The 22,030-nt window shown below is 59.4% G+C and carries 20 protein-coding genes; 15 read left to right on the top strand and 5 right to left on the bottom strand.

Features of this window, described 5'->3' with window-relative positions; translation table 11 throughout:
* Positions 1 to 130 precede the first annotated feature (130 nt).
* On the bottom strand, positions 131 to 694 hold the full coding sequence (locus VFN25_RS13990) for a glutathione peroxidase (protein WP_325142945.1): 564 nt from the start codon (positions 692 to 694) through the stop codon (positions 131 to 133).
* Between the two features lie 263 nt (positions 695 to 957).
* Between VFN25_RS13990 and VFN25_RS13985 the strand changes: the two genes are divergently transcribed.
* From VFN25_RS13985 to VFN25_RS13970, 4 genes are read left to right on the top strand one after another with little or no spacing between them, the layout of a single operon-like run.
* Complete coding sequence (locus tag VFN25_RS13985; RefSeq protein ID WP_325142944.1) at positions 958 to 1,338, top strand: hypothetical protein; 381 nt, start codon at positions 958 to 960, stop codon at positions 1,336 to 1,338.
* A 4-nt stretch (positions 1,339 to 1,342) separates the two neighbouring features.
* The gene (locus tag VFN25_RS13980; protein WP_325142942.1) at positions 1,343 to 1,717 is read left to right on the top strand and encodes a GntR family transcriptional regulator; all 375 of its coding nucleotides are present in this window, start codon (positions 1,343 to 1,345) and stop codon (positions 1,715 to 1,717) included.
* On the top strand, positions 1,714 to 2,571 hold the full coding sequence (locus tag VFN25_RS13975) for an ABC transporter ATP-binding protein (RefSeq protein WP_325142940.1): 858 nt from the start codon (positions 1,714 to 1,716) through the stop codon (positions 2,569 to 2,571). Before VFN25_RS13980 ends, VFN25_RS13975 begins: the two co-directional genes overlap by 4 nt.
* Positions 2,568 to 3,554 carry a hypothetical protein gene (locus VFN25_RS13970; protein ID WP_325142938.1) on the top strand — a complete coding sequence of 329 codons (987 nt, stop codon included), beginning with the start codon at positions 2,568 to 2,570 and terminating at the stop codon, positions 3,552 to 3,554. The genes VFN25_RS13975 and VFN25_RS13970 overlap by 4 nt, the downstream gene beginning before the upstream one ends.
* Positions 3,555 to 3,669: 115 nt before the next feature.
* Here the strand turns inward: VFN25_RS13970 and VFN25_RS13965 are convergent, their stop codons facing one another.
* Positions 3,670 to 4,527 (bottom strand): hypothetical protein, encoded by an 858-nt coding sequence (locus tag VFN25_RS13965; RefSeq protein WP_325142936.1) that lies wholly within the window; start codon positions 4,525 to 4,527, stop codon positions 3,670 to 3,672.
* 310 nt (positions 4,528 to 4,837) lie between these two features.
* On the bottom strand, positions 4,838 to 6,220 hold the full coding sequence (locus tag VFN25_RS13960) for a class II fumarate hydratase (RefSeq protein ID WP_325142934.1): 1,383 nt from the start codon (positions 6,218 to 6,220) through the stop codon (positions 4,838 to 4,840).
* Between the two features lie 346 nt (positions 6,221 to 6,566).
* On the opposite strand from VFN25_RS13960, the gene VFN25_RS13955 reads away from it, so the two are divergent.
* From VFN25_RS13955 to VFN25_RS13910, 10 genes are all read left to right on the top strand, one after another.
* Entirely contained in the window at positions 6,567 to 7,892 is a 1,326-nt protein-coding gene (locus VFN25_RS13955; protein ID WP_325142931.1) for a hemolysin family protein, read from the top strand.
* Positions 7,889 to 9,253 (top strand): adenylosuccinate lyase, encoded by a 1,365-nt coding sequence (purB, locus tag VFN25_RS13950; RefSeq protein ID WP_325142930.1) that lies wholly within the window; start codon positions 7,889 to 7,891, stop codon positions 9,251 to 9,253. Before VFN25_RS13955 ends, purB begins: the two co-directional genes overlap by 4 nt.
* A 57-nt stretch (positions 9,254 to 9,310) precedes the next feature.
* Positions 9,311 to 10,192 (top strand): subclass B3 metallo-beta-lactamase, encoded by an 882-nt coding sequence (gene bla, locus VFN25_RS13945; protein ID WP_325142928.1) that lies wholly within the window; start codon positions 9,311 to 9,313, stop codon positions 10,190 to 10,192.
* Positions 10,189 to 11,367 (top strand): cupin domain-containing protein, encoded by a 1,179-nt coding sequence (locus tag VFN25_RS13940; RefSeq protein WP_325142926.1) that lies wholly within the window; start codon positions 10,189 to 10,191, stop codon positions 11,365 to 11,367. Before bla ends, VFN25_RS13940 begins: the two co-directional genes overlap by 4 nt.
* Positions 11,364 to 12,317: a GNAT family N-acetyltransferase gene (locus VFN25_RS13935; RefSeq protein ID WP_325142924.1), complete on the top strand. Its 954-nt coding sequence runs from the start codon at positions 11,364 to 11,366 to the stop codon at positions 12,315 to 12,317. The genes VFN25_RS13940 and VFN25_RS13935 overlap by 4 nt, the downstream gene beginning before the upstream one ends.
* A 224-nt stretch (positions 12,318 to 12,541) precedes the next feature.
* Positions 12,542 to 15,424 carry a 2-oxoglutarate dehydrogenase E1 component gene (locus tag VFN25_RS13930; protein WP_325142922.1) on the top strand — a complete coding sequence of 961 codons (2,883 nt, stop codon included), beginning with the start codon at positions 12,542 to 12,544 and terminating at the stop codon, positions 15,422 to 15,424.
* Between the two features lie 53 nt (positions 15,425 to 15,477).
* A complete protein-coding gene (gene odhB, locus VFN25_RS13925; RefSeq protein WP_325142920.1) occupies positions 15,478 to 16,689 on the top strand; it encodes a 2-oxoglutarate dehydrogenase complex dihydrolipoyllysine-residue succinyltransferase in 1,212 nt (403 codons plus the stop codon).
* Positions 16,690 to 16,815: 126 nt separating this feature from the next.
* A complete protein-coding gene (gene lpdA, locus VFN25_RS13920) occupies positions 16,816 to 18,240 on the top strand; it encodes a dihydrolipoyl dehydrogenase (protein WP_325142918.1) in 1,425 nt (474 codons plus the stop codon).
* 82 nt (positions 18,241 to 18,322) lie between these two features.
* A complete protein-coding gene (locus tag VFN25_RS13915) occupies positions 18,323 to 19,315 on the top strand; it encodes a YhdH/YhfP family quinone oxidoreductase (protein ID WP_325142916.1) in 993 nt (330 codons plus the stop codon).
* Positions 19,316 to 19,393: 78 nt separating this feature from the next.
* A complete protein-coding gene (locus VFN25_RS13910) occupies positions 19,394 to 19,759 on the top strand; it encodes a response regulator (RefSeq protein WP_325142915.1) in 366 nt (121 codons plus the stop codon).
* A 76-nt stretch (positions 19,760 to 19,835) separates the two neighbouring features.
* On the opposite strand, the gene VFN25_RS13905 is transcribed toward VFN25_RS13910, so the two are convergent.
* Together VFN25_RS13905 and VFN25_RS13900 are read right to left on the bottom strand one after the other, a co-directional pair.
* Complete coding sequence (locus VFN25_RS13905) at positions 19,836 to 20,738, bottom strand: DnaJ C-terminal domain-containing protein (RefSeq protein ID WP_325142913.1); 903 nt, start codon at positions 20,736 to 20,738, stop codon at positions 19,836 to 19,838.
* A 77-nt stretch (positions 20,739 to 20,815) separates the two neighbouring features.
* Positions 20,816 to 21,262: an Hsp20/alpha crystallin family protein gene (locus VFN25_RS13900; RefSeq protein ID WP_325142910.1), complete on the bottom strand. Its 447-nt coding sequence runs from the start codon at positions 21,260 to 21,262 to the stop codon at positions 20,816 to 20,818.
* A 209-nt stretch (positions 21,263 to 21,471) separates the two neighbouring features.
* Here VFN25_RS13900 and VFN25_RS13895 point away from each other — a divergent pair, with 209 nt between their 5' ends.
* The gene (locus VFN25_RS13895; RefSeq protein ID WP_325142908.1) at positions 21,472 to 21,951 is read left to right on the top strand and encodes a peroxiredoxin; all 480 of its coding nucleotides are present in this window, start codon (positions 21,472 to 21,474) and stop codon (positions 21,949 to 21,951) included.
* The last annotated feature ends 79 nt before the right edge of the window (positions 21,952 to 22,030 follow it).

The following is a 22,030-nucleotide window of genomic DNA, read 5'->3' as shown; positions in this document are numbered from 1 at the left end:
TTGTTGAAACAGGTGGCATCCAGAAGGTCCGCCAGCCGCACCGCGCGGCTGGTCAAGGCAACCAGCCTTCACTTCGCCACGCAGCACGACCGGCGAACCTTCTGAATGCCATGACGGTTGGGCCACTTGATCAGCGTTGCCCTAGTCTTGCTGGCGCATCCAGCAGCTGTCTGATCCTGGCAACCAGTTCCTCGTCATCCGGCGTGACCTTGCTCGGGAAGTCGGCAACGACTTCGCCGTTGCGATCGACCAGGTACTTGTAGAAATTCCAGCTCGGATAGCGACCGTCCGATGCGGCGGCAAGCTTGGCGTAGAACGGATGGGCATCTTCTTCCTTGACGTGGACTTTTTCGAACATCGGGAATTTGACGCCATAGGTCAGCGTGCAGAATTCCTTGATCTCCTTTTCGGTACCGGGTTCCTGACCGCGGAAGTCGTTCGACGGGAAGCCGAGCACGGCGAATCCACGATCCTTGTACTCGGCATAGAGCGTTTCCAGCGCGTCGTATTGCGGGGTGAACCCGCACTTGCTTGCGGTATTGACGATCAGCAACACCTTGCCACCATAGGTCTTGCACAGATCGACCTTCCCCTTTCCCGCAAGCGGACGGAATTCGGTATTGAGAAGGTCGCTGCAGGCGTACGCAGAGACGCTGGCGAAGAGCAGGCATAACGTGAGCAGGAATCGGGACATGGGTGTAACTCCGGTGAGCGGGGCGTAAGCGAAACACAATTTGCCACAAATCTGATAGGAGCCCGTTTACGGGCGAGGCATCTTCCTGACGTGATGGTACATCTCGCGCCTGAAGGCGCTCCTGCGGTTTCGCTGCGAAACTGCGTTTCGCTTGCTGCGACTCCCCACTCCCCACTCCCGCTCTTCAACCTATTGACACCCTCAGTTTAGGTGTTATAGTTGCCTACAACACCAGCTCATCAGTAGACCTCAAGGAGGTCATCATGTCCCGACTCATTCAAGCCCGCATGCTGCTCGCCGTCGCCATTACCGTCACGATTGGGGTGCTGGAGATCGGCAAGCTGATTGCTCCGATGCCGCAGGCCAACACCGAGCATCACACACCCCCGGCGCAAGTCGATGCGGTGCCGATGCTCTCGACCATCCACGTTTCCGCACCTGAGCAGATCCCGACCTTGCCACTGGTTATCGTGCGACCGATCGTTGGTCAAACCTTGACCGGCGTGTCGACGCAAGCCGTCGCATCGGTCTCACGGGATGCCTCGCACTCCCACTCTTCGGGTTCCAGTGGCATGCCGCATGGTCGTCTGGACATGCCCTACTATTCGTTTGGCAGAATGCTGCCCAATGCAATCAAGGACTAAACCGATGAGCATGGTCTGGAACGACAACACACCGATCTATCGCCAGCTTCGCGACCGCGTTGTGGCGATGATCCTTGATGGTGTGCTTAAACAGGGAGATGCGCTGCCATCGGTTCGCCAGGTGGCTGCGGATTTCCAGATCAACCCGATCACCGTATCCAAGGCATACCAGGAACTGGTCGAAGAGAACCTGGTGGAAAAGAGAAGGGGGCTTGGCATGTATGTCACCGAAGGTGCGCGCAGCGCACTGCTGAAATCCGAACGCGAGCGCTTCCTGAACGAGGAATGGCCTCCATTGGCCGCTCGCCTCGAGCGCATGGGTATTGATCTGGCAACGCTTCTCAAACACGCACCGAAATCCGAAGGAGAGACCCGATGAGCGCCGTCATCCACGCCAGAGGCCTGAGCAAGCGCTATGGCACCACCGTTGCGCTCGATGCGGTCGATTTCGATATCGAACCTGGCCGCATCGTCGGGCTGATCGGTCCGAACGGCGCCGGCAAGACCACGGCTCTCAAGTCGATCCTGGGCTTGAGCGAATTCGAAGGCAACCTTTCGGTCCTTGGACTCGATCCACGCAGCCAGCGCGCAAAGCTGATGGAGCAGGTTTGTTTCATTGCCGATGTCGCCGTGTTGCCACGCTGGATCCGGGTCTGTGAGGCCATCGACTTTGTCGGCGGCGTGCATCCTCGCTTCTCAAAACCGAAATGCGAAGCTTTTCTCGCCCGAACCAAGATCAAGCCGAAGATGCGCGTACGCGAAATGTCCAAGGGCATGATCGTGCAATTGCATCTGGCTCTGGTCATGGCCATCGACGCGCGCATTCTGGTTCTCGATGAACCGACGCTTGGTCTCGACATCCTCTACCGGAAAACCTTCTATGAGAATCTGCTCAGCGAATATTTCGATGAAGACAAGACCATTGTCGTCACCACCCATCAGGTCGAGGAGGTCGAGCACATCCTCACTGACCTGATCTTCATCCGCGACGGCAAGATCGCTCTGAACGCATCGATGGACGAAATCGCCGATCGCTACGCCGAGGTCATGGTCAATCCGGACAAGGCCGATGCCGCACGCGCGTTGAATCCGCTCAATGAGCGACAGATCTTCGGCAAATCGATTTTCTTGTTCGACGGCGTCGACCGCACACGCCTGGCCGAACTCGGTGAACTGCACAAACCGAGTATCGCCGACCTGTTCGTCGCCACCATGAAAGGAACCTACGCATGAACACGTTCGCCTGGCTGATCAAACGCGAATACTGGGAACACAAGGGCGGCTTCTACTGGACGCCGATCTGGGTCAGCGGAGTCATGTTGCTGCTGACCGTGCTTGGCATCCTGTCCGCCGAAGTGTTCGCTTCGCGCGCCAGCGTCAAGATCAATGGCGGCATTCCCTGGGATCGAATTTCACAGAGCATGAGCGAAGGCAGCTTCGCCCAGGCCGGAACCGGACTTGATGTTGCCTACATCGCACTCGCCGGATTGCTCTGCGTCGTCCTGTTCTTCGTCTTGTTCTTCTACCTGCTCGGTGCGCTCTATGACGATCGCCGTGACCGCAGCGTTCTGTTCTGGAAATCCTTGCCGGTCAGCGATACGGCAACCGTGCTTTCGAAGGTCGCTGTCGCCGTGTTGCTGGCACCACTGATCGCATTCGCCGTGGCGACAATCGCCTACCTTGCCCTGCTCGTAATCGTTGGAACCTGGGCACTGTTGCACGGCATCAATCCGCTACCGGCAATCGGTGCCTCGCACACGATCGGTTTGTTCTGGCGCATGTTGTTGACTATTCCGATCGACGCAATGTTCGCCCTGCCGACGGCCGGCTGGCTGCTGTTCTGGTCGGCCTACGCACGCAGCAAACCGTTCTTGTGGGCTGTTCTGGTTCCACTGTTTGCCTATATCGCGAACGGCTGGATCGGCTTGATGGGTCTGCCCCACCTGGACAAGGAGTTCATGTTCAAGGACGTCATCGCCCGCCTTTTGTTCGGGGTCATGCCCGGCTGGTGGCTCGATGATTCCAATGGCGGTCGCCACCTCTTCCGCGACAGCCTGCGTGGCAGCGATGGCAACAGCATCGTCTCGATGTTCGACCCCGGTCAGATCTACGGCATTCTTGGCACGGCGGAAATCTGGATCGGAGCCGTCGTCGGTATTGGCCTGATCGCGGCCGCCATCTGGCTGCGCCGGACAAGGATCGAAACGGCGACTTGATCGTCGAGCGCCTCGAACTGACAAAAAGGCCCGGCATTGTCAGCAATGCCGGGCCTTGTTCTTTTTCAGGCAACGCTGATCGAGCGGCGCATGTCGCCGCGTTGCCGTTTCCGCATTAGTTGATGATGCTGCTCAAGACATTGTATTTGTTGAGACCATCGCCAACGAGACTGATCTGGTTCAGATTGAGCGGACCAACCAACCACATTCTGACCATGCGATTGCGATCGCGGCGGACCACAACGGCTACACCCTTGCCAGTGAAGATGACATCTCCGCGCTCCAGCCTGTTCGGCTCAATGCGCGCGACGATGCGCTTGCCTTCGTTGTAGCGCTTTTCCATGAATTCACGCGTCGGATCCGTATCGCCCGGTTCGGCCGCATTGAGCATGACCGGTGCTTTCGGGTCGAATGCAGCAGACGCATCGGGCTCGACATTTTCAATCGCGGCATCGGCGGCAACAGGTTCTGCAGCGGTGGCCACGGGTTCGGCAACGGGGGCTGGAGCCGGGGCTTCGACCACGGGCTCAGCGGCAGGTGGTGGCGTTGCGACAACTGGCTGCGGCGGCGGTGGCGGAGCTTGCTCAACCTTGGGCGCAACAGGCGTGGTCTCGACCGGCGCGGGTGCCGGGGCAGGCTTTGGTGCGGCAGCAACCGGAGCCGGTCTCGGTTCCGGCTTGGCCGGTTCCGGAGCCTTGTCCTCGACGCGAACCAGCAGAGTCTCGTAGAAACCATCCTTGAGCACGATTTCCGCATCGCCACCCGCACGAATCCGCGCGGCGATCTGCGCATGCATGTACTGAGGTGCGGTCACCACCAAACGTTTGCCCGAGGCTGCCGCCTCACGGCCCAGAGCAGTCAATTCCGAGTTTGCTGCACCACTTTTGAATTGTTCGGCACTGATATCGACGTTCTTCTGCGCCAGGGCACTGCTGGCAACCATCGCCATGAGCAGGAAGAGACTCTTTTTCATTTGATCACTCCAATTACTGAATATCTGAAACCGGTTTGCAATGCAGACATCAATCGATGTGTAGTCGCAAATCGACGCGGCAAGCACGCTGGAAGTCTTCCAATCCGCACGCCACTGGAAACAAGCTCGCTGTTGTTCCGCCCTGCCAAGGACGGGAACCAGGGCCCGAGGCAATCCTGTGAATCTGACTGTTCATATCATTAGATGCATGTGCCAGATGCCACATTCAAGCTGGCCGCATACACAAAACGTGCCACGTTCGATGGTTTTGTCAGCACTCGCACGCGCTGGCCAACCTGGACGATACCTGTCAAGCGTCGTGGATGCCGCCTTTGGTCAGTGTCATCGGATCAAGCAGACGAGCGAGTTCCTTGCGACTGAGCTTGGTTGTCTCCAGTGCGACATCGATAATTGGCCGGCCTTCCTTGTAGGCCTGCTTGGCGGTCGCGGCTCCGACGTCGTAGCCGATCACCGAATTGAGTGCGGTAACCAGAATCGGATTGCGCTCCAGCGCTTCGCGGATATTGTCCTCGCGAACCTTGAATCCGGCGATCGACTTGTCCGCCAGCGCACGCGATGAATTGGCCAGGATTTCGATCGACTGCAGCAAATTCAGCGCAACCACGGGCAGCATCACATTGAGCTGGAAGTTGCCACTCTGGCCAGCAATGGTGATTGTCGTATCGTTGCCGATGACCTGTGCACAAACCATGGCCAGGGCTTCGGGAATCACCGGATTGACCTTGCCCGGCATGATCGATGAGCCCGGCTGCAAGGCAGGCAACTCGATTTCACCAATACCCGCCAGTGGCCCGGAGTTCATCCAGCGCAGATCGTTGGCCATTTTCATCAGGCCAACGGCCAGGGTCTTCAACTGACCGGAGAGCTCGACCGCAGCATCCTGGGTGCTGATGCCTTCGAACAGATTGCTCGCTGATTCGAAGCGTACGCCGGTCATGCGGCTCAATTCGGCACAGACCGCCGCACCGAGTTTCGGATCGGCATTGATACCGGTACCGACGGCGGTGCCGCCTTGTGGCAACTTGCACACGCGCTTGAGCGTGTCGTTCAAACGTTCAATATTCGAGCCGATCTGTGCCGACCAGCAACCGAGCTCCTGGCCAAAGGTAATCGGCATTGCATCCATCAAATGGGTGCGACCGGTCTTGGCGACCTTCTTCAGCTCCCTGGCGCGCTTGTCCAGGATCGATTTCAAATGGCCCAGAGCCGGCAACAATTGCTCGCTGACGGCCAGCGCCGCACTGAGCTGAATTGCTGTCGGCACGACATCATTCGACGATTGGCCGTTGTTGACGTCATCGTTGGGATGCACCTTGGTTCCGGCAGCCGCAGCAATATGCGCGATGACCTCGTTGGCATTCATGTTTGACGAAGTTCCCGAGCCGGTCTGAAACACGTCAATCGGGAAATGCGTATCGAATTCGCCCTTGGCGACTCGCGTGGCCGCTCGGCGGATCGCCTTGGCCTTGGTCTTTTTCAGATGACCGAGGTCGGCATTGGCCTGCGCCACCGCTGACTTGATCAAACCCAATGCGCGGATGAACTCGCGCGGCATGGTCAGCCCCGAAATTGGAAAATTCTGCACAGCCCTTTGGGTCTGCGCGCCATACAAGGCATCAGCCGGCACCTGAAGCTCACCCATGCTGTCGCGTTCGATGCGGAAGTCACTCATTGCTTGTTCCCGAGGAAGTACGAAAATTGAGGTAGGCGATTATAGCCGAGGAGCGGGAGTGGGAAGTCGGGAGTGGGGAGTGGGGAGTGGGGAGTGGGGAGTCGGGAGTCGGGAGTCGGGAGTCGGGAGTCGGGAACAGGAAAAAGCGAAACGCAGTTTCGCCGCAAAACCGATAGGGGTCGCTTTAAGGCAACGCTGATCAAGTGGCAACAAGGCAAGCCGGATCAATTTTGCGATAAGCCGCTTTGACCACTCCCGACTCCCCACTCCCCACTCCCGCCCCTTTTCCCACTCCCGCTCCTTTGTGAATGCTAGAATCCGCCGACCCTCGCCGCCTCTCCGAGCAATGCTCGCTAACGCTTCCTACATCTTCGCCGCGTTTGTTCTGGTCATCCTGAACGGATTTTTCGTCGCAGCCGAATTCTCGCTGGTCAAACTGCGCCATACCCAGGCTGTCGGTCTGGCCGAACGCATCGGTTGGCGTGGACGCATCCTGCTCAGCGTCCATGAGCATCTGGATGCCTATCTTTCGGCCTGTCAGCTCGGCATTACCCTGGCCTCGCTCGGACTCGGCTGGATCGGCGAACCCGCATTTGTCAGTTTGCTGGGCCCGCTGATCGACCGTTTCGGTTTCACGCCTGAAACGGTGCATATCATTTCGTTCATTTTTGCCTTCACGATTATCTCGTTCCTGCACATCGTGCTCGGCGAGCTGGCGCCGAAGTCGATGGCAATCCGTCGTCCCGAGCGCATGTCGGCGTGGACGGCGACGCCGCTGTACGTCTTCTACTGGGCCATGTATCCGGCAATCTGGCTGCTCAATGAAAGCGCCAATTTCATGCTGCGCGTGTTTGGGCTCGATGAGACCAACAGCCATGAGCACCACTATTCCCGCGAAGAACTCAAGCTGATCCTGCATGCCAATCGCGCGGTCCGCGATTCCAGTGAAGCATTCACGATGATGAGTCACGCGCTGGATCTTCCGGAACTGGTAGCCGGAGATCTGCTGCGCACGCGTGACCAACTTGGCGCCTTGCACGATGGCCAGACTCAGCAGGAAGTGCTGGCCGAAATCCGCCAATCCCAATTCAGCCGCTATCCGTGGTTCGATGCCGAGCTCGAAAGCGTACGCGGCATCCTGCATGTCAAGGATCTGCTCCTGGCGATAGCCGAAAAGGACTCGATCAAAGACATCCCCGCCCTGCTCCGCCCCGCCATCATCGTGCCGCTGGATACTCCGATTCTGGAAATGCTCAAGCGCTTCCGCACCGGTCGAACCCAGTTCGCCCTGGTCACCGAAGAGAACGGTCGCGTGGTCGGCTTCTTCACTCTCTTTGATGTCATGCAGATCATCGTCGGCGATATCGAGGATGAGCACCGCAGTTCCGGCGCCGATTCGCCACAACGTGCGGCCGATGGCTCGATGACGATTTCCGGCAGCATGCCGATCTACCGACTCGAACGCCTGCTTGATCTCGAAATCGATTCACCCGATGAAGTGAATTCGGTTGGCGGTTTGATCGTGCACCGACTCGAACGCCTGCCTGCCGAAGGCGAGTCACTGGCATTCGATGGCTTCAGTCTGACGGTGCGCACCATGCACGGAGCCAAGGCCCAGGCGATCATGGTCAAACCCGATCAACCCCCTGCTACCGGACCAGCCACCCCATGAGTCACCCATTGCTTGCCATATCACCGCTGGATGGTCGTTACGCTTCCAAGGTCGAGGCACTGCGGCCGATTTTCAGCGAATTTGGCCTGATCCAACGACGCGTACTCGTCGAAATCCGCTGGCTGATCGCACTGTCGGACGAACCGGGCATCACTGAAGTGGCGCCGTTCCCGGCCGCCGCACGTGCCGCACTGATGGCCATCGCCGATCAATTCAGTATTGCCGATGGCGAACGCATCAAGGCCATCGAGAGCGAGACCAACCACGACGTCAAGGCGGTCGAATACTTCATCAAGGAGCGCATCGGCGGCAGTCCCGAACTGGCTGGGGCGAAAGAGTTCGTTCATTTCGCCTGCACCTCGGAAGACATCAACAACCTCGCCTACTCGCTGATGCTGCGTGATGCGCGCGACAATGTACTGCTGCCAACCCTGGATCAATTGAGCGGTCGATTGCGTGGAATGGCCGAAGCCTTCGCCGCGCAACCCATGCTCTCGCGCACCCACGGCCAGACCGCCTCGCCGACCACGCTGGGCAAAGAGATCGCCAACGTGCTTGCGCGCCTCGGCCGCCAGCGCGAGCAGATCGCCAACGTCGCGTTGCTCGGCAAGATCAATGGCGCAGTCGGCAACTACAACGCGCATGTCGTCGCCTACCCGGACATCGATTGGCCCGCGTTTGCACAGCGCTTCGTCGAAAGCCTCGGCCTCAGCTTCAACGCTTACACCACGCAAATCGAACCGCACGACTGCATTGCCGAAATCTGTGACGCAAGCCGGCGCAGCAACACGATCCTGATCGATCTGGCCCGCGACATCTGGGGCTATATCTCGCTCGGCTATTTCCGCCAGACTCTGAAGGCCGGTGAAGTCGGCTCGTCGACCATGCCGCACAAGGTCAATCCGATCGACTTCGAGAATGCCGAAGGCAATTTCGGCATCGCCAACGCCTTGTTCGAACATTTCAGTGCCAAGCTGCCGATCAGTCGCTGGCAACGTGATCTGACCGACTCAACCGTACTGCGCGCACTCGGCACCGCCTTCGGCCACACCCAGATCGCCCTCGACTCGCTGTCGAAAGGCATGGCCAAGCTGCAAGTCGATTCAAGTCGACTTGAGGCGGACCTTGATGCCAGTTGGGAGGTCCTCGCTGAAGCCGTGCAGACGGTCATGCGTCGCCACGGGTTGCCGAATCCCTACGAGCAACTCAAGGCCCTGACCCGCGGCCAGGGCATCACCCGTAAGTCGATGCGCGTCTTCATCGAGACACTGGATCTGCCCGCGGCCGACAAGCAGCGTCTGCTTGACATGACGCCGGGCAGCTATAGCGGCCTGGCAGCGAAACTCGCGCGCACTATCTAGCGACAACGGCGTGGCATCGTTTCGTCTGACAGCTTTCCGTTCCGTGGAGTCCAGCTCATGCTGCTTCGTCTGACATTTCTTGCGGGTTTGCTTGCCTCTCCGTTCGCCCACGCCCAGTCGACCGTTGGGCCATGCCCTGACAAGCCTGGCTGGAGCGATCCTGCGCGACCCGCACATATCTACGGCAACACCTGGTATGTCGGCACCTGCGGCATCAGCGCAATCCTGATCACTTCGCCACAAGGTCACGTGCTCGTGGATGGCGCCACGGAAAAAGCCGCGCCGCTGATCGAGGCGAATATTCGGGCCCTGGGCTTCAAGGTCACTGACATCCGCTACATCGTCAGCTCGCACGAGCATTTCGATCATGTTGGCGGGATTGCGCAAATCCAGAAGGATTCCAGCGCCGTTGTCGTCGCTCGCGAGCCGGCGGCAAGCACCCTGGAGCACGGCAAGAATGATCGCAGCGATCCCCAATTCGGCGTACTCGACCCGTTTTCGCCAATACTGAATATCCGCCGGATCAAGGACGGCGAGGCGCTTTCACTCGGCAACCTGACGCTGACGGCGCACGCGACGCCGGCGCATACCGCCGGCTCGACCAGTTGGACCTGGGAATCCTGTGAGTCGGGAACCTGCCGCAGGATGGTCTATGCCGACAGCCTTACCGCCATTTCAGCCGACGGCTACCGTTTCAGTGATGAACAGGCGCACCCCGGCGAAATCGCGACGTTTCGCAAAACACTCAAGGCGGTTGCCGACCTGCCTTGTGACATTCTCATGACGCCGCACCCTGGCGCGAGCCACTTGTTCGCGCGACTCGGACCCGGCGCCACGCAGCCACTCGTCGATACCACGGCGTGCGCTCGTTACGCGCAAGGCGCAGGTACGTATCTCGATGCACGTCTGAACAGGGAAAAAGAAGGCGACAGCAAATGATCGAAACGGCAGCAACCAGCAAGCACTTCCTCGGCATGTCGGCGGCGGCTTTTTTGCGCGACTACTGGCAGCAGAAACCCTTGTTGATCCGCAATGCATTCGCAAACATGCCCGCCCCGTTGAGCGCGGATGATCTCGGTGGTCTGGCGTGCGAGGACTACGCACTGTCGCGCCTGATCACGCACGAGCCGACCGCTGACACCTGGACGCTACGCAATGGCCCATTCGCCGAATCGGATTTCGCCGAATTGCCGACATCGCACTGGACCCTGCTCGTCCAGGATGTCGACAAGTGGGACACCGATGTCGCCGCCCTGCTCGAGCGCTTCGATTTCCTGCCGAGCTGGCGCATCGACGACGTCATGGTCAGCTATGCCGAGGATGGCGGCTCGGTCGGCGCGCATGTCGATCACTATGATGTTTTTCTTGTCCAGGGCCCGGGCCGGCGGCGCTGGCAGATCAGCACCGACCCGGATGCGCCAAAGGCATTTCGCGACGATGTCGAACTCAAATTGTTGCGCGAGTTCACGCCGACCCACGAATGGTTGCTGGAGCCTGGCGACATGCTTTATCTGCCACCCGGCATTGCCCATCACGGTGTAGCCGAAGGTGAGTGCCTGACCTTTTCCATCGGCATGCGCGCCCCGGCCGTTGCCGAGATGGTTGCGGACTTTTCCGGCTTTCTGGCTGAACGCATGAGTGAAGAACTGCGCTACTCGGATGCGCGGATTTCGCCGATGAAAGCGGCTGGGGAGATTGACGACATGGCCATTGAAAGGATCAGCCAGACGCTTCGCGATTCGTTGGCGGTCGATGCATCGCTGCTTCGTTGTTGGTTCGGCTCCTTCATCACTCGCTATCGCGCGACCCATGAAGCGGTTCCGCTGGCCAAGCCCATTGGCAACGGCGAATTCCAGCGCCGACTTGATGGCGGCGCTGGATTGCAGTTCAATCCATGGTCACGCTTTGCCTGGAGCAAGGCGGCGCGCGGAGCAAGCTTGTTTGTCGCTGGCGATGAGTTCACCTGTTCGCGAAAGATGGCAGCAAGGCTCTGCCGCGGTGGCACGCTCAGCAGCGACGAGTTGATTGGTCTGGATGCCCGCTCCCGCGACCTGTTGCACACTCTGGTCAACGCAGGTCATCTGGCCCTGAGCCGCAGTCGGAGACGCTCATGATCAATACCGACTTTACAGTCGAACCGGCAACCTGGTCAGTCGACCTGGCCGACCTTCGCGCCGTTCGCAATGAAGTGTTCGTGGTCGAACAAGAGGTTCCCGAAGAGGACGAGTGGGACGAACTCGATGCCCAGTCGCAACATGTTCTTGCGCGTGATCCGGATGGCCGGCCGATCGGCACCGGTCGACTGACACCTCATGGCAAGATCGGGCGCATGGCCGTACTCAGCGACTGGCGTGGCCGCGGCGTCGGCAAGGCCATCCTGCGCGTGCTTCTGGAGCAGGCGCGCGCTCGTCACTTCGAGCAAATCGAGATCCATGCGCAAAGCCACGCAACGGCGTTCTATGAGCGTGCCGGCTTCACCGCCTACGGTGAGGAGTTCGACGAATGCGGAATCATGCATCGGCACATGCGTATCAGCCTGGCTGCCATCGAGAAGCCCGAACGAACCCTGCCCTCGGCAAATGAATCGAACCTGCTGACCAGCTCGGACCGCGAGAGTGCGCGGGCGGCCACCCTCGCCGTGCTTGAAAGTGCGCGCCGTGAGGTCTGCATCTTCACTCGCGATCTGGATCCGGACCTTCTCGATCACAGCGACATTCTGGAAGCGATCAAGCAAGTCGCGATTTCCGGCCCCCATGTGCAGATCCGCATTCTTGTCATGGAATCGGAACGCGCCCGTGTCGAGACTCCTCGCCTGATCGCCCTGGCCCAGCGGCTGAGCAGCGTGATCTCGTTGCGCACCCCGGTCGAGACAATTGATCGCCGATACGCCGGCAGTTTCCTGGTCAATGATCGCTCTGCATGGTTCGAACGTCCATTGGCCAGCCGCTTCGAAGGCGAAGGCAGCACCTACGCACCGGGACGCACGGCGCAGTTTCAGGAAACATTCAACGAGATCTGGGAGCGCAGCGAAGACTACGTCGAGATGCGTCGTCTGGAAATCTGATCGGCGGGTCCGCAGCGGCGGACAGGTCAACTTCAGCCCACTCATGTCCGTGACCTGAACCAATGTTCGGAATCCTCGCGAAATCGCTGCCGCAATGCAGCAATCGCAGGCGTCAGCGGCTATAATTCGTTGTTTGCACCACGGCTGGCCCGTTCACGGGCAAACTTGCCGATTTCTTCAGTGATTCCGAACCCGTACAGGCCCTTTTGCAACCCGGAGCCAGCGTGACCTCCTCAAGTCTTTTTCAGCAGTTCCAGACCACTTCCGCACTTTCCGGCGGCAATGCGGCCTTCATCGAAGACCTCTACGAAATCTGGCTGCAGGATCCCTCCGGCGTGTCCAAGGAGTGGAATGCGTATTTCGGTGCGCTCAAGGGCGGAACCGGCAACGAAGTCGCCCACTCTGATGCGATCGCCCGCATCGAGGCCGCGCAGCGGGATCGTCGCTCGGCTGCATCCGGCGCCGCCGTCGACAGTGTCGAGGCACAGAAGCAGGCCGGCGTGCTCAAGCTGGTCACCGCCTATCGCTCACGCGGCCATTTGGCCGCCGATGTCGATCCACTCGATCTGGCCAATGCGTATGGCAAGGAAGAACTGGAAGCGCTGGGTCTTCTGCCGCGCCCAGCGGCGCCTGATCTCGAGCTGGCTTTCCATGGCCTGTCCAATGCCGATCTCGACACCGTATTCAATACCGGTTCGCTATCCGGACCCAAGCGCCTCAAGTTGCGTGATCTGCTGACCCTGCTCAAAACCACCTATGCCAGCAGCATCGGTTTCGAATTCATGCACATCTCGGATGCAGAACAACGCCAGTGGATGCATGAGCAACTGGAGCGGGTCGCCGGAACCCTGCAACTCGACAAGGAGGAAAAGATCCATCTCCTTGAAAAGCTGATCCAGGCCGACGGCCTCGAACGCTATCTGCACACCAAATATGTCGGCCAGAAGCGCTTTGGCCTTGAAGGTGGCGACAGCCTGATTCCACTGCTTGATGAAATCCTGCGCCGCGGCGGCTGCAATGATCTGAAGGATGTGGTTATCGGCATGGCTCATCGCGGCCGCCTCAATGTGCTGGTCAACATTCTCGGCAAGCCGCCTTCGAGACTGTTCGACGAGTTCGAGGGTCGCTTCGAGCACGCCGAGGACCCGGCGCATTCCGGTGACGTCAAGTACCACATGGGATTCAGTGCCAACGTGCGCACGCCCGGAAGCACGGTCCACGTTGCACTGGCTTTCAATCCCTCTCATCTGGAAATCGTCGACCCGGTGGTTTCCGGATCGGTGCGCGCGCGCCAGACCCTTCGCGGCGACAAGGAACGCGAGAATGTGTTGCCGGTCCTGATCCATGGCGATGCCGCATTTGCCGGTCAGGGCGTGGTCATGGAATTGTTCAACATGTCGCAGACCAACGGATTCAAGGTGGGCGGCACCGTACACATTGTCGTCAACAACCAGGTCGGCTTCACGATTTCCAATCCACATGACGCGCGCTCGACGCTGTACTGCACCGACGTGGCCAAGATGGTCAATGCGCCGGTCTTTCATGTGAATGGCGATGATCCGGAAGCCGTGCTGTTTGTTGCCAAGCTGGCTTTTGACTATCGGCAGAAGTTCAAGCGCGATGTCGTCATCGACCTGGTCTGCTATCGCCGCCATGGCCACAACGAGGCCGACGAGCCGGCGGCAACCCAGCCACTGATGTACAAGATCATCCGCGAACGTCCTCCGCTGCGCGAGATCTACACCAACAAGCTGGTTGCCGAAGGCACGATCAGCGAAGATTCGGCAACGGCAATGGTCGACGACTATCGCAAGCTGCTCGAAGCGGGCAAGCCGATTCCGGGCGTCGATGCTGATTACCACGACCCTCACGGCGTCGACTGGTCGCGGCATCTGGACAACGATATTTTCGAGATCGTCAAGACCGGTATCAACAAGAAGGAAATCGCCGCGATCAATGCGGCTCTGCTCAAGGTTCCAGCCGGCATCACCCTGCATCCGCGTGTTGCCAAGATTTATGCTGATCGCGACAAGATGGCAGCCGGCAAGCAGCCGATCGATTGGGGCTTTGCAGAAAACCTCGCCTACGCGAGCCTGATTGCCGAGGGCGTCAACATGCGCCTGGTCGGTCAGGATGCCGGGCGTGGCACGTTCTTCCATCGACATGCCGTGATGCACGATCAGTCCAGTGGCTCACATCATGTCCCACTGAAAACGATTCGAGCTGGCGCCTCCGTCGAGATTATTGATTCGCTGCTCAGCGAAGAAGCCGTCATGGCCTTTGAATACGGCTATGCGACGGCAACCCCGAATACGCTGGTGATCTGGGAAGCACAGTTCGGTGATTTCGCCAACGGTGCCCAGGTGGTGATCGATCAGTTCATCTCCTCCGGCGAAGCCAAATGGGGCCGACTCTGCGGCATCGTCCTGCTTTTGCCGCACGGCTACGAAGGTCAGGGACCCGAGCACTCCTCGGCGCGACTGGAGCGTTACCTGCAACTGTGCGCGATGGAAAACATGCAGGTCTGCGTGCCGACTACACCCGCGCAGATGTTCCACATGATTCGACGCCAGATGCTGCGCGCCTGCCGCAAGCCCTTGGTCGTGATGACGCCGAAGTCGCTACTGCGCCACAAGTTGGCGGTTTCGACGCTGGATGATCTGAGCAACGGCAAATTCCATCTGGTTCTGCCCGACACGACCGCGACCAAAGCAAAGAAACTCAAACGTGTCGTGCTCTGCTCGGGCAAGGTCTACTACGACCTCATCGAAGAAGCCGAAAAGCGTGAACTCACCGATGTCGCCATCCTGCGTGTCGAACAGTTGTATCCGTTCCCGCGTCCGGAGGTGAAGGCCGAGCTGGAAAAATATCCAGCCGCCAGCGAAATCATCTGGTGCCAGGAAGAGCCGATGAACCAAGGCGCGTGGTATCAGATCAAGCATCACATTCAGGCCGTAACCTCGGACAAGCAGACAATCGCCTACGCCGGCCGGGCACGCTCGCCAGCACCCGCTTGCGGCCATCTTGCGCGCCATCAGGCAGAGCAGGCTGCCTTGGTCGAGCTTGCCCTGGTTTTGCCCATCAACAACGACTACGCGCTCGAATAAGACTCGACACCACCCAATCCACCCAATTGCATTGACGCACCAGGACAGCACTCATGAGCCTTGAAATCAAAGTTCCGGTTCTCCCCGAATCCGTTTCCGACGCGACCATCGCCACCTGGCACAAGAAGCCGGGCGATGCGGTCAAGCGCGACGAGAACCTGGTCGACCTTGAAACCGACAAGGTCGTGCTCGAAGTTCCGGCGCCGGCCGATGGCGTATTGAAATCGATCAGTGCCGAATCCGGCGCGACGGTGACCAGCGGCGAACTGCTCGGCGTGATCGAGGAAGGTGCAGCCGCCGCACCGTCTGCCGATAGCAAAAAGGCTGAAACACCAAAAGCGGACAAGGCCGCTGACAAGAAAGCCGAGAAGAAATCTGACCGTGGCGAGCCGGCAAATGGCGTCGAGGATCTTTCCCCGGCCGGCCGTCGCGTTGCTACCGAGGAGAAGATCGATCCCTCGCAGGTCGAGGGCACCGGCCGCGATGGCCGCGTGACCAAGGAAGATCTGGTCAAGCATTCGAAGTCGCCTGCGCCGACAAAATCGGCCAAGCCGACCCCGGGCGCGCGTCCCGAAGAACGCGTGCCAATGACGCGCATGCGGGCCAAGATCGCCGAGCGCTTGATGCACTCGAAAGAATCGATCGCGATGTTGACCTCGTTCAACGAAATCAACCTGACCGAAGTCGCCAGGATGCGCAAGGAACTCGGCGAACGGTTTCAGAAAGCGCATGGCGTCAAGCTCGGCTACATGAGTTTCTTCATCAAGGCGGCCGCTGAAGCGCTCAAGCGCTACCCGGTGGTCAATGCCTCGGTCGACGGCAATGACGTGATCTATCACGGCTACCAGGACATATCGATTGCCGTGTCGACTGATCGCGGATTGCTCACACCGGTCTTGCGCGATGTCCAGGACATGAGCTTCGCTGATGTCGAGAAGGCCGTCATCGACTTTGCCACCCGTGCGCGCGAAGGCGCCATCACCCTCGATGACTTGCAAGGCGGCACCTTCACGATCACCAACGGCGGCACCTTCGGCTCGCTGTTCTCGACGCCGATCGTCAACCCGCCGCAAAGCGCCATCCTCGGCATGCACACGATCAAGGAACGCGCGATTGTCGAAAACGGCCAGGTCGTCGCCGCACCAATGATGTATATCGCGATCAGTTACGACCACCGCATCATCGACGGCAAGGACGCCGTGTTGTTCCTGGTCGACATCAAGAACCAGCTGGAGAATCCGCATACGATGTTGCTCGGCATTTGATGCCGGGCAACATCGGGGATTCGAAATTCGGGATTCGGGATTCGTGGAAGCGGGCATTCCGCATACTCCCAATTGCCGCTCTATCGAATCCCGAATCTCGAACCCCGAATCCCGTGAGCGAATAAAATGAGCGAAAAATACGACGTCATCATCATTGGAGCCGGCCCGGCCGGTTATGTGGCCGCGATCCGCGCCGCGCAGCTCGGCCTGAAGACCGCCTGCATCGACGACTTCGTCGGCAAGGACGGCAAGCCCGCGCTGGGCGGCACCTGCCTCAATGTCGGCTGCATTCCGTCCAAGGCCCTGCTCGATTCATCCAAGCAGTTCCACAACCTCACGCATGCATTCGAGGCCCATGGCATCAGCGCGAAAGACGCAAAGATGGATGTCGGTACGATGGTTGGGCGCAAGGACAAGATCGTCAAGCAGTTCACCGGTGGCATCACCTCGCTGTTCAAGGCCAACAAGGTCACCGCAATCGCAGGATTCGCCACCCTCAATGCCGACCGGGTTGTCTCCGTGAAAGACGCCGAGGGCAAGAGCACCGACTACACCGCAACCAACGTCATCATCGCCACTGGCTCGGTGCCGATCGAACTGCCGTTCGCGAAGTTCGACGGCAAGCACATCGTTGACAACGCCGGCGCCCTCGATTTCAGCGCACCCCCCAAGCGCCTTGGCGTAATCGGCGCCGGTGTGATCGGCCTCGAACTCGGCAGCGTGTGGAAGCGCCTCGGCTCGGAAGTCACCATTCTCGAAGCGCTGCCCGATTTTCTCGCCGCCGCCGACGCCGACATCGCCAAGGTCGCCGCACGCGAATTCAAGAAGCAGGGCCTCGACATTCGTCTTGGCGCCAAGCTTGGCAAGGCCGAAGTCGGCAAGAAGGGCGTCACCCTCACCTATACCGACGCCAAGGGCGAGCAGACTCTCGAAGTCGACAAGCTGCTGGTTGCGGTCGGTCGACGTGCGGCAACCAAGGGTTTGCTCGGTGACAACACCGGCGTCAAGCTTGATGACCGTGGTCGTGTTGAAGTCGACGAGCACAACTGGACCGGCGTCGAAGGTGTATGGGCAGCAGGCGATTGCGTGCGTGGCCCGATGCTCGCGCACAAGGGCTCCGAGGAAGGCATTGCCGTTGCCGAACTGATTGCCGGCAAGGCCGGTCACGTCAATCTCGACACCATCCCCTGGGTCATCTACACCGAACCGGAACTCGCCTGGGTCGGCCAGACCGAAGCCCAGGTCAAGGAAGCGGGCATCCCGTACAAGACAGGCTCATTTCCGTTCGCCGCGATCGGCCGCGCCGTCGCCATGAACGAAACCGCGGGTCAGGTGAAAGTGATCGCGCATGCCGAAACCGATCGTATCCTCGGCGTGCACATGGTCGGACCGGTGGTCTCCGAGCTGATCGCCGAAGCCGTCGTGACCATGGAGTTCAAGGGCAGCGCCGAAGACCTCGCCCGTATCGTCCACGCCCACCCGACCCTGAGCGAAGCCGTCCACGAAGCCGCCCTCGCCGTCGACAAGCGCGCCATCCACAAGGCGAACTGAGCGCAGGATGCGCTCATCCCGGACCGGACACTGTCTCATTGATACAGAATGTCGCATTCATGCGATTTGATGGAGTAGCGACGTGACCCAGACCTTCCGCGCCTTTCGCATCCGCAACGACGACCAAGGCTATCGAGCCGGCATCGAGGAGATGCGCGTTGATGAGCTCTCGCCCGGCGAAGTGCTGGTCAAGGCCGCCTATTCGTCGGTCAATTACAAGGACGCCCTGGCCGGAACCGGCAAGGGCAAGATCCTGCGTCAATATCCGCTCAATGGCGGTATCGACGTGGCCGGCTATGTCGCCGCCTCGACCGATCCGGCTTTCAAGGAAGGCGATGCGGTTCTGTGCACCGGCAGCGGACTTTCGGAAACCCGGGACGGCGGCTACGCGGAGTATGTGCGCCTCGAATCGAAATGGGCTATTCCACTGCCGGGTGGTTTGAGCCTGCGTGAATCGATGATCATCGGCACCGCCGGGTTTACCGCAGCGTTGTCGCTTTATCGCATGCAGCAGAATGCGCAGACACCCGACCTCGGCCCGATCGTGGTCACCGGCGCCACCGGTGGCGTCGGCATGCTCGCCATCGACATCCTGACTCGTGCTGGCTACAGCGCGCACGCCATCACCGGCAAGACCGATCAGTTCGACTTTCTGATCGGGCTTGGCGCGAAACAATGCGTGGCGCGCAAGGAGTTGTTCTGGGGCCAGCGGCCACTCGAAAATGCACATTGGGCGGGAGCCATCGACAACGTCGGCGGCGACATGCTGGCCGGTCTGAGTCGCGTGATTCGCCCCTATGGAAATATTGCCATCTGTGGCAATGCCGGTGGAATCGAGCTGGCAACAACCGTCATGCCCTTCATTATTCGCGGTGTCAGCCTGCTCGGAATTGCCTCGGCCGGAACCGCCCGTTCGATCCGGGACGACATCTGGCAGCATCTGGCCGACGACTGGAAGCCCGGCAATCTCGACAAGATCGCGACAAAAGAGGCAGATTTCGACGAAATTGGGCCGATTTTCACAAAAATGCTGGCTGGCGAGTCATTTGGCCGCACACTCATACGAATTGGGTGAACGGGTTCGCTGGTCGTGGGGCCGTGTGATAGCTAGAATGCAGAAGCCATCCGGCATCAGGGGACTACGGAATTAACTATGGCGCGCGTACTCATTGTTGATGATTCACCTTCACAGTTGATCGGACTCAAACGTATTGCCGAAAAGCTGGGCCACGAAGTCATTACTGCCGAAGACGGTTCAGCGGGCGTTGAAGTCGCCAAGCGTGAACTTCCGGACCTCATTCTGATGGATGTCGTGATGCCGAACCTCAACGGTTTCCAGGCAACACGAACTCTCGCCAAAGATGCCAAGACCAGCCATATCCCCATTATTCTGGTGACCACCAAGGATCAGGAGACTGATCGCGTCTGGGGCATGCGCCAAGGCGCCAAGACCTACGTCACAAAACCCATCGACGAAGAACAGTTGATCAAGGCGATCAACGAGCACATGCCCAAGTAAAGCGGGAGTGGGGAGTGGGGAATTGATTTCGCCGCTACCCTCGTAGGAGCCACTTCAGGGGCGAGGCTTTCGTCCGTCAACCTCTTGGTTTGAAATCAAACGTCGTGGCCATCGATTCGTAGAACTGTTTCTGCTCGTCGGTTTCGGCGCGCGGTGTCTGTATCTCCAGCACGACGATCTGGTCGCCAGCAATCTTGCCCGGCCAGCCGCGGCCGCGCAGGCGCAATTTGCTTCCACTACTGGATCCTGCAGGGACACGCAGCTCCACTTCACCAGCCAGCGTAGGTACTTTCACCGTTGCACCGAGGGCAGCTTCCCAGGGTGTGATCGGGACGCTGGTGGTGATGGTGCGACCATCAAGCTTGAATCGACCGTCTTCACGCACGTTGACTTCAAGCAGCAGATCACCGGCCGGGCCACCACTGATCCCGGGATTTCCCTGGCCACTCAGGCGAATCTGCTTGCCCGGCTCGATGCCGGCGGGAATCTTCACTTCCAGGGTGCGCTCGCCCTGGACCGGGTCGCGCAAGGTGATGCGCTCGCGAGCGCCGGAGAACGCTGAAGCAAGACTGATCGTGATGCGCGCCTGCAGATCACTGCCGCGACGTGGACCACTCCGCCCCTGCGCGCCACCGCGACCACGTCCACGACCAAAGATGGACTCGAAGAAGTCGCTGAAATCCTCTTCTTCAAACCTGCCGCCACCCCCACCGTTTCCGCCCTGCCAACTAGGTGGTGGACGGAATTCGTCACCGGCACGGTAACCGCCGGCGCGGAGCTGATCGTATTCACGCCGCCGCTCCGCATCTTTCAGCGCCTCGTAGGCCTCGTTGGCGGATTTGAACTTCTCTTCGGCGCCGGTCTCCTTGCTGACATCCGGATGGTATTTGCGTGCAAGCTTCCGATAGGCGCGCTTGATCTCCGCGTCGCTGGCGTCGGGTTTGACCCCCAAGGTCTCGTAGTAATCCTTGAACTGCATGCCTTGCCTTTCTGATATGAAAAAGCCTGCGGCGAGTCACCCCGCCGCAGGCCGTGGGCGTTACGCAATGAAAGAAATCAAGCGTTGATCGTGATCCGTCGCGGCGTGGTCTCCGCCTTCTTCGGGATCGAAATCTCAAGTACACCGTGCTTTCCGGTTGCACTGATGTTGTCTGCATCTGCACTGTCTGGCAAGGCAAATCGACGATAGAACGTTCCGCTCGAACGCTCGACCCGGGTGAACTGACCATTCTCCGAGACCGACTCGGTGGCACGATCACCCTTGATGGTCAGAATGCCCTTGTCCATGTTGACCTCGATGTCCTTTGGATCGACGCCGGGAATGTCAGCAAAAATGGCAAAGCGTTTGTCCTCTTCACGAATATCCACGCGCGGCGCCCATTGGCTGGTCACGACGTTGGACTGATCGGTATCGTCAATGTTGATGAAACGGTCGAACGCCTGCCGCAAGTCGCGCTGCAGGCCGTTGCTGACGTTCCAGGCGGAGTGACGGGAAAGACTCATGGCAAAAATCCTCATGTTGATGCGGCCAGCTGCCGCGATGACCATAAAATATGGCTTGCAAACAACGATTCAAGGCCTCTCGGACGACCAAACAAGGGCCGACAGGCAGCAAGTCATGGGATCATTCATGCGGTCGTCGTATCATGAAGCGATTGACTCACCGGCAACCCTGGGTCAACGGACTTCCCTCTCCCTATCCAAGGATCCCCATGACCATCAAGACTGGCGACACCATTCCATTGGCAACGCTCAACACCCTCAAGGATGGCGTTCAGGCAGTAACCACTGACGAACTCTTCAAGGGCCGCAAAGTTGTGCTTTTTTCCGTTCCGGGCGCGTTCACTCCGACCTGTTCGGCCAAGCATTTGCCTGGCTACGTTGAGAAAATGGACGCCTTCAAGGCCAAGGGTGTTGATGTGGCCTGCATGTCGGTCAACGATGCGTTCGTCATGGATGCCTGGGCCAAAAGCCAGAATGTTCCTGCCGAACTGACCATGTTGGCCGATGGCAATGCGGCCTTCGCCGACGCTCTGGGACTCAAATTCGACGCCAGCGCATTCGGAATGGGCGAGCGTGCACAACGATTTGCCTTGTACGCCGATGACGGCGTCGTCAAGGTGCTTCAGGTCGAAGCTCCGGGCGAATTCAGGGTTTCCAGCGCCGAAGCCATGCTTGCGGCGATCGATTGACTGGTACTGGTCCGGCCTGTTCGTGATTGGTCCGGACCAGCATTCTGTCAAGTGTGAACCGGTCAGCCGGCGAAGCCCG

Origin of the sequence: Dokdonella sp. (assembly GCF_035703485.1) — a bacterium.
Taxonomy (GTDB): Bacteria; Pseudomonadota; Gammaproteobacteria; order Xanthomonadales; family Rhodanobacteraceae; genus Dokdonella.
The sequence above is the reverse complement of the archived record's forward strand: the minus strand, read 5'-3'. Positions and strand labels throughout refer to the sequence as shown.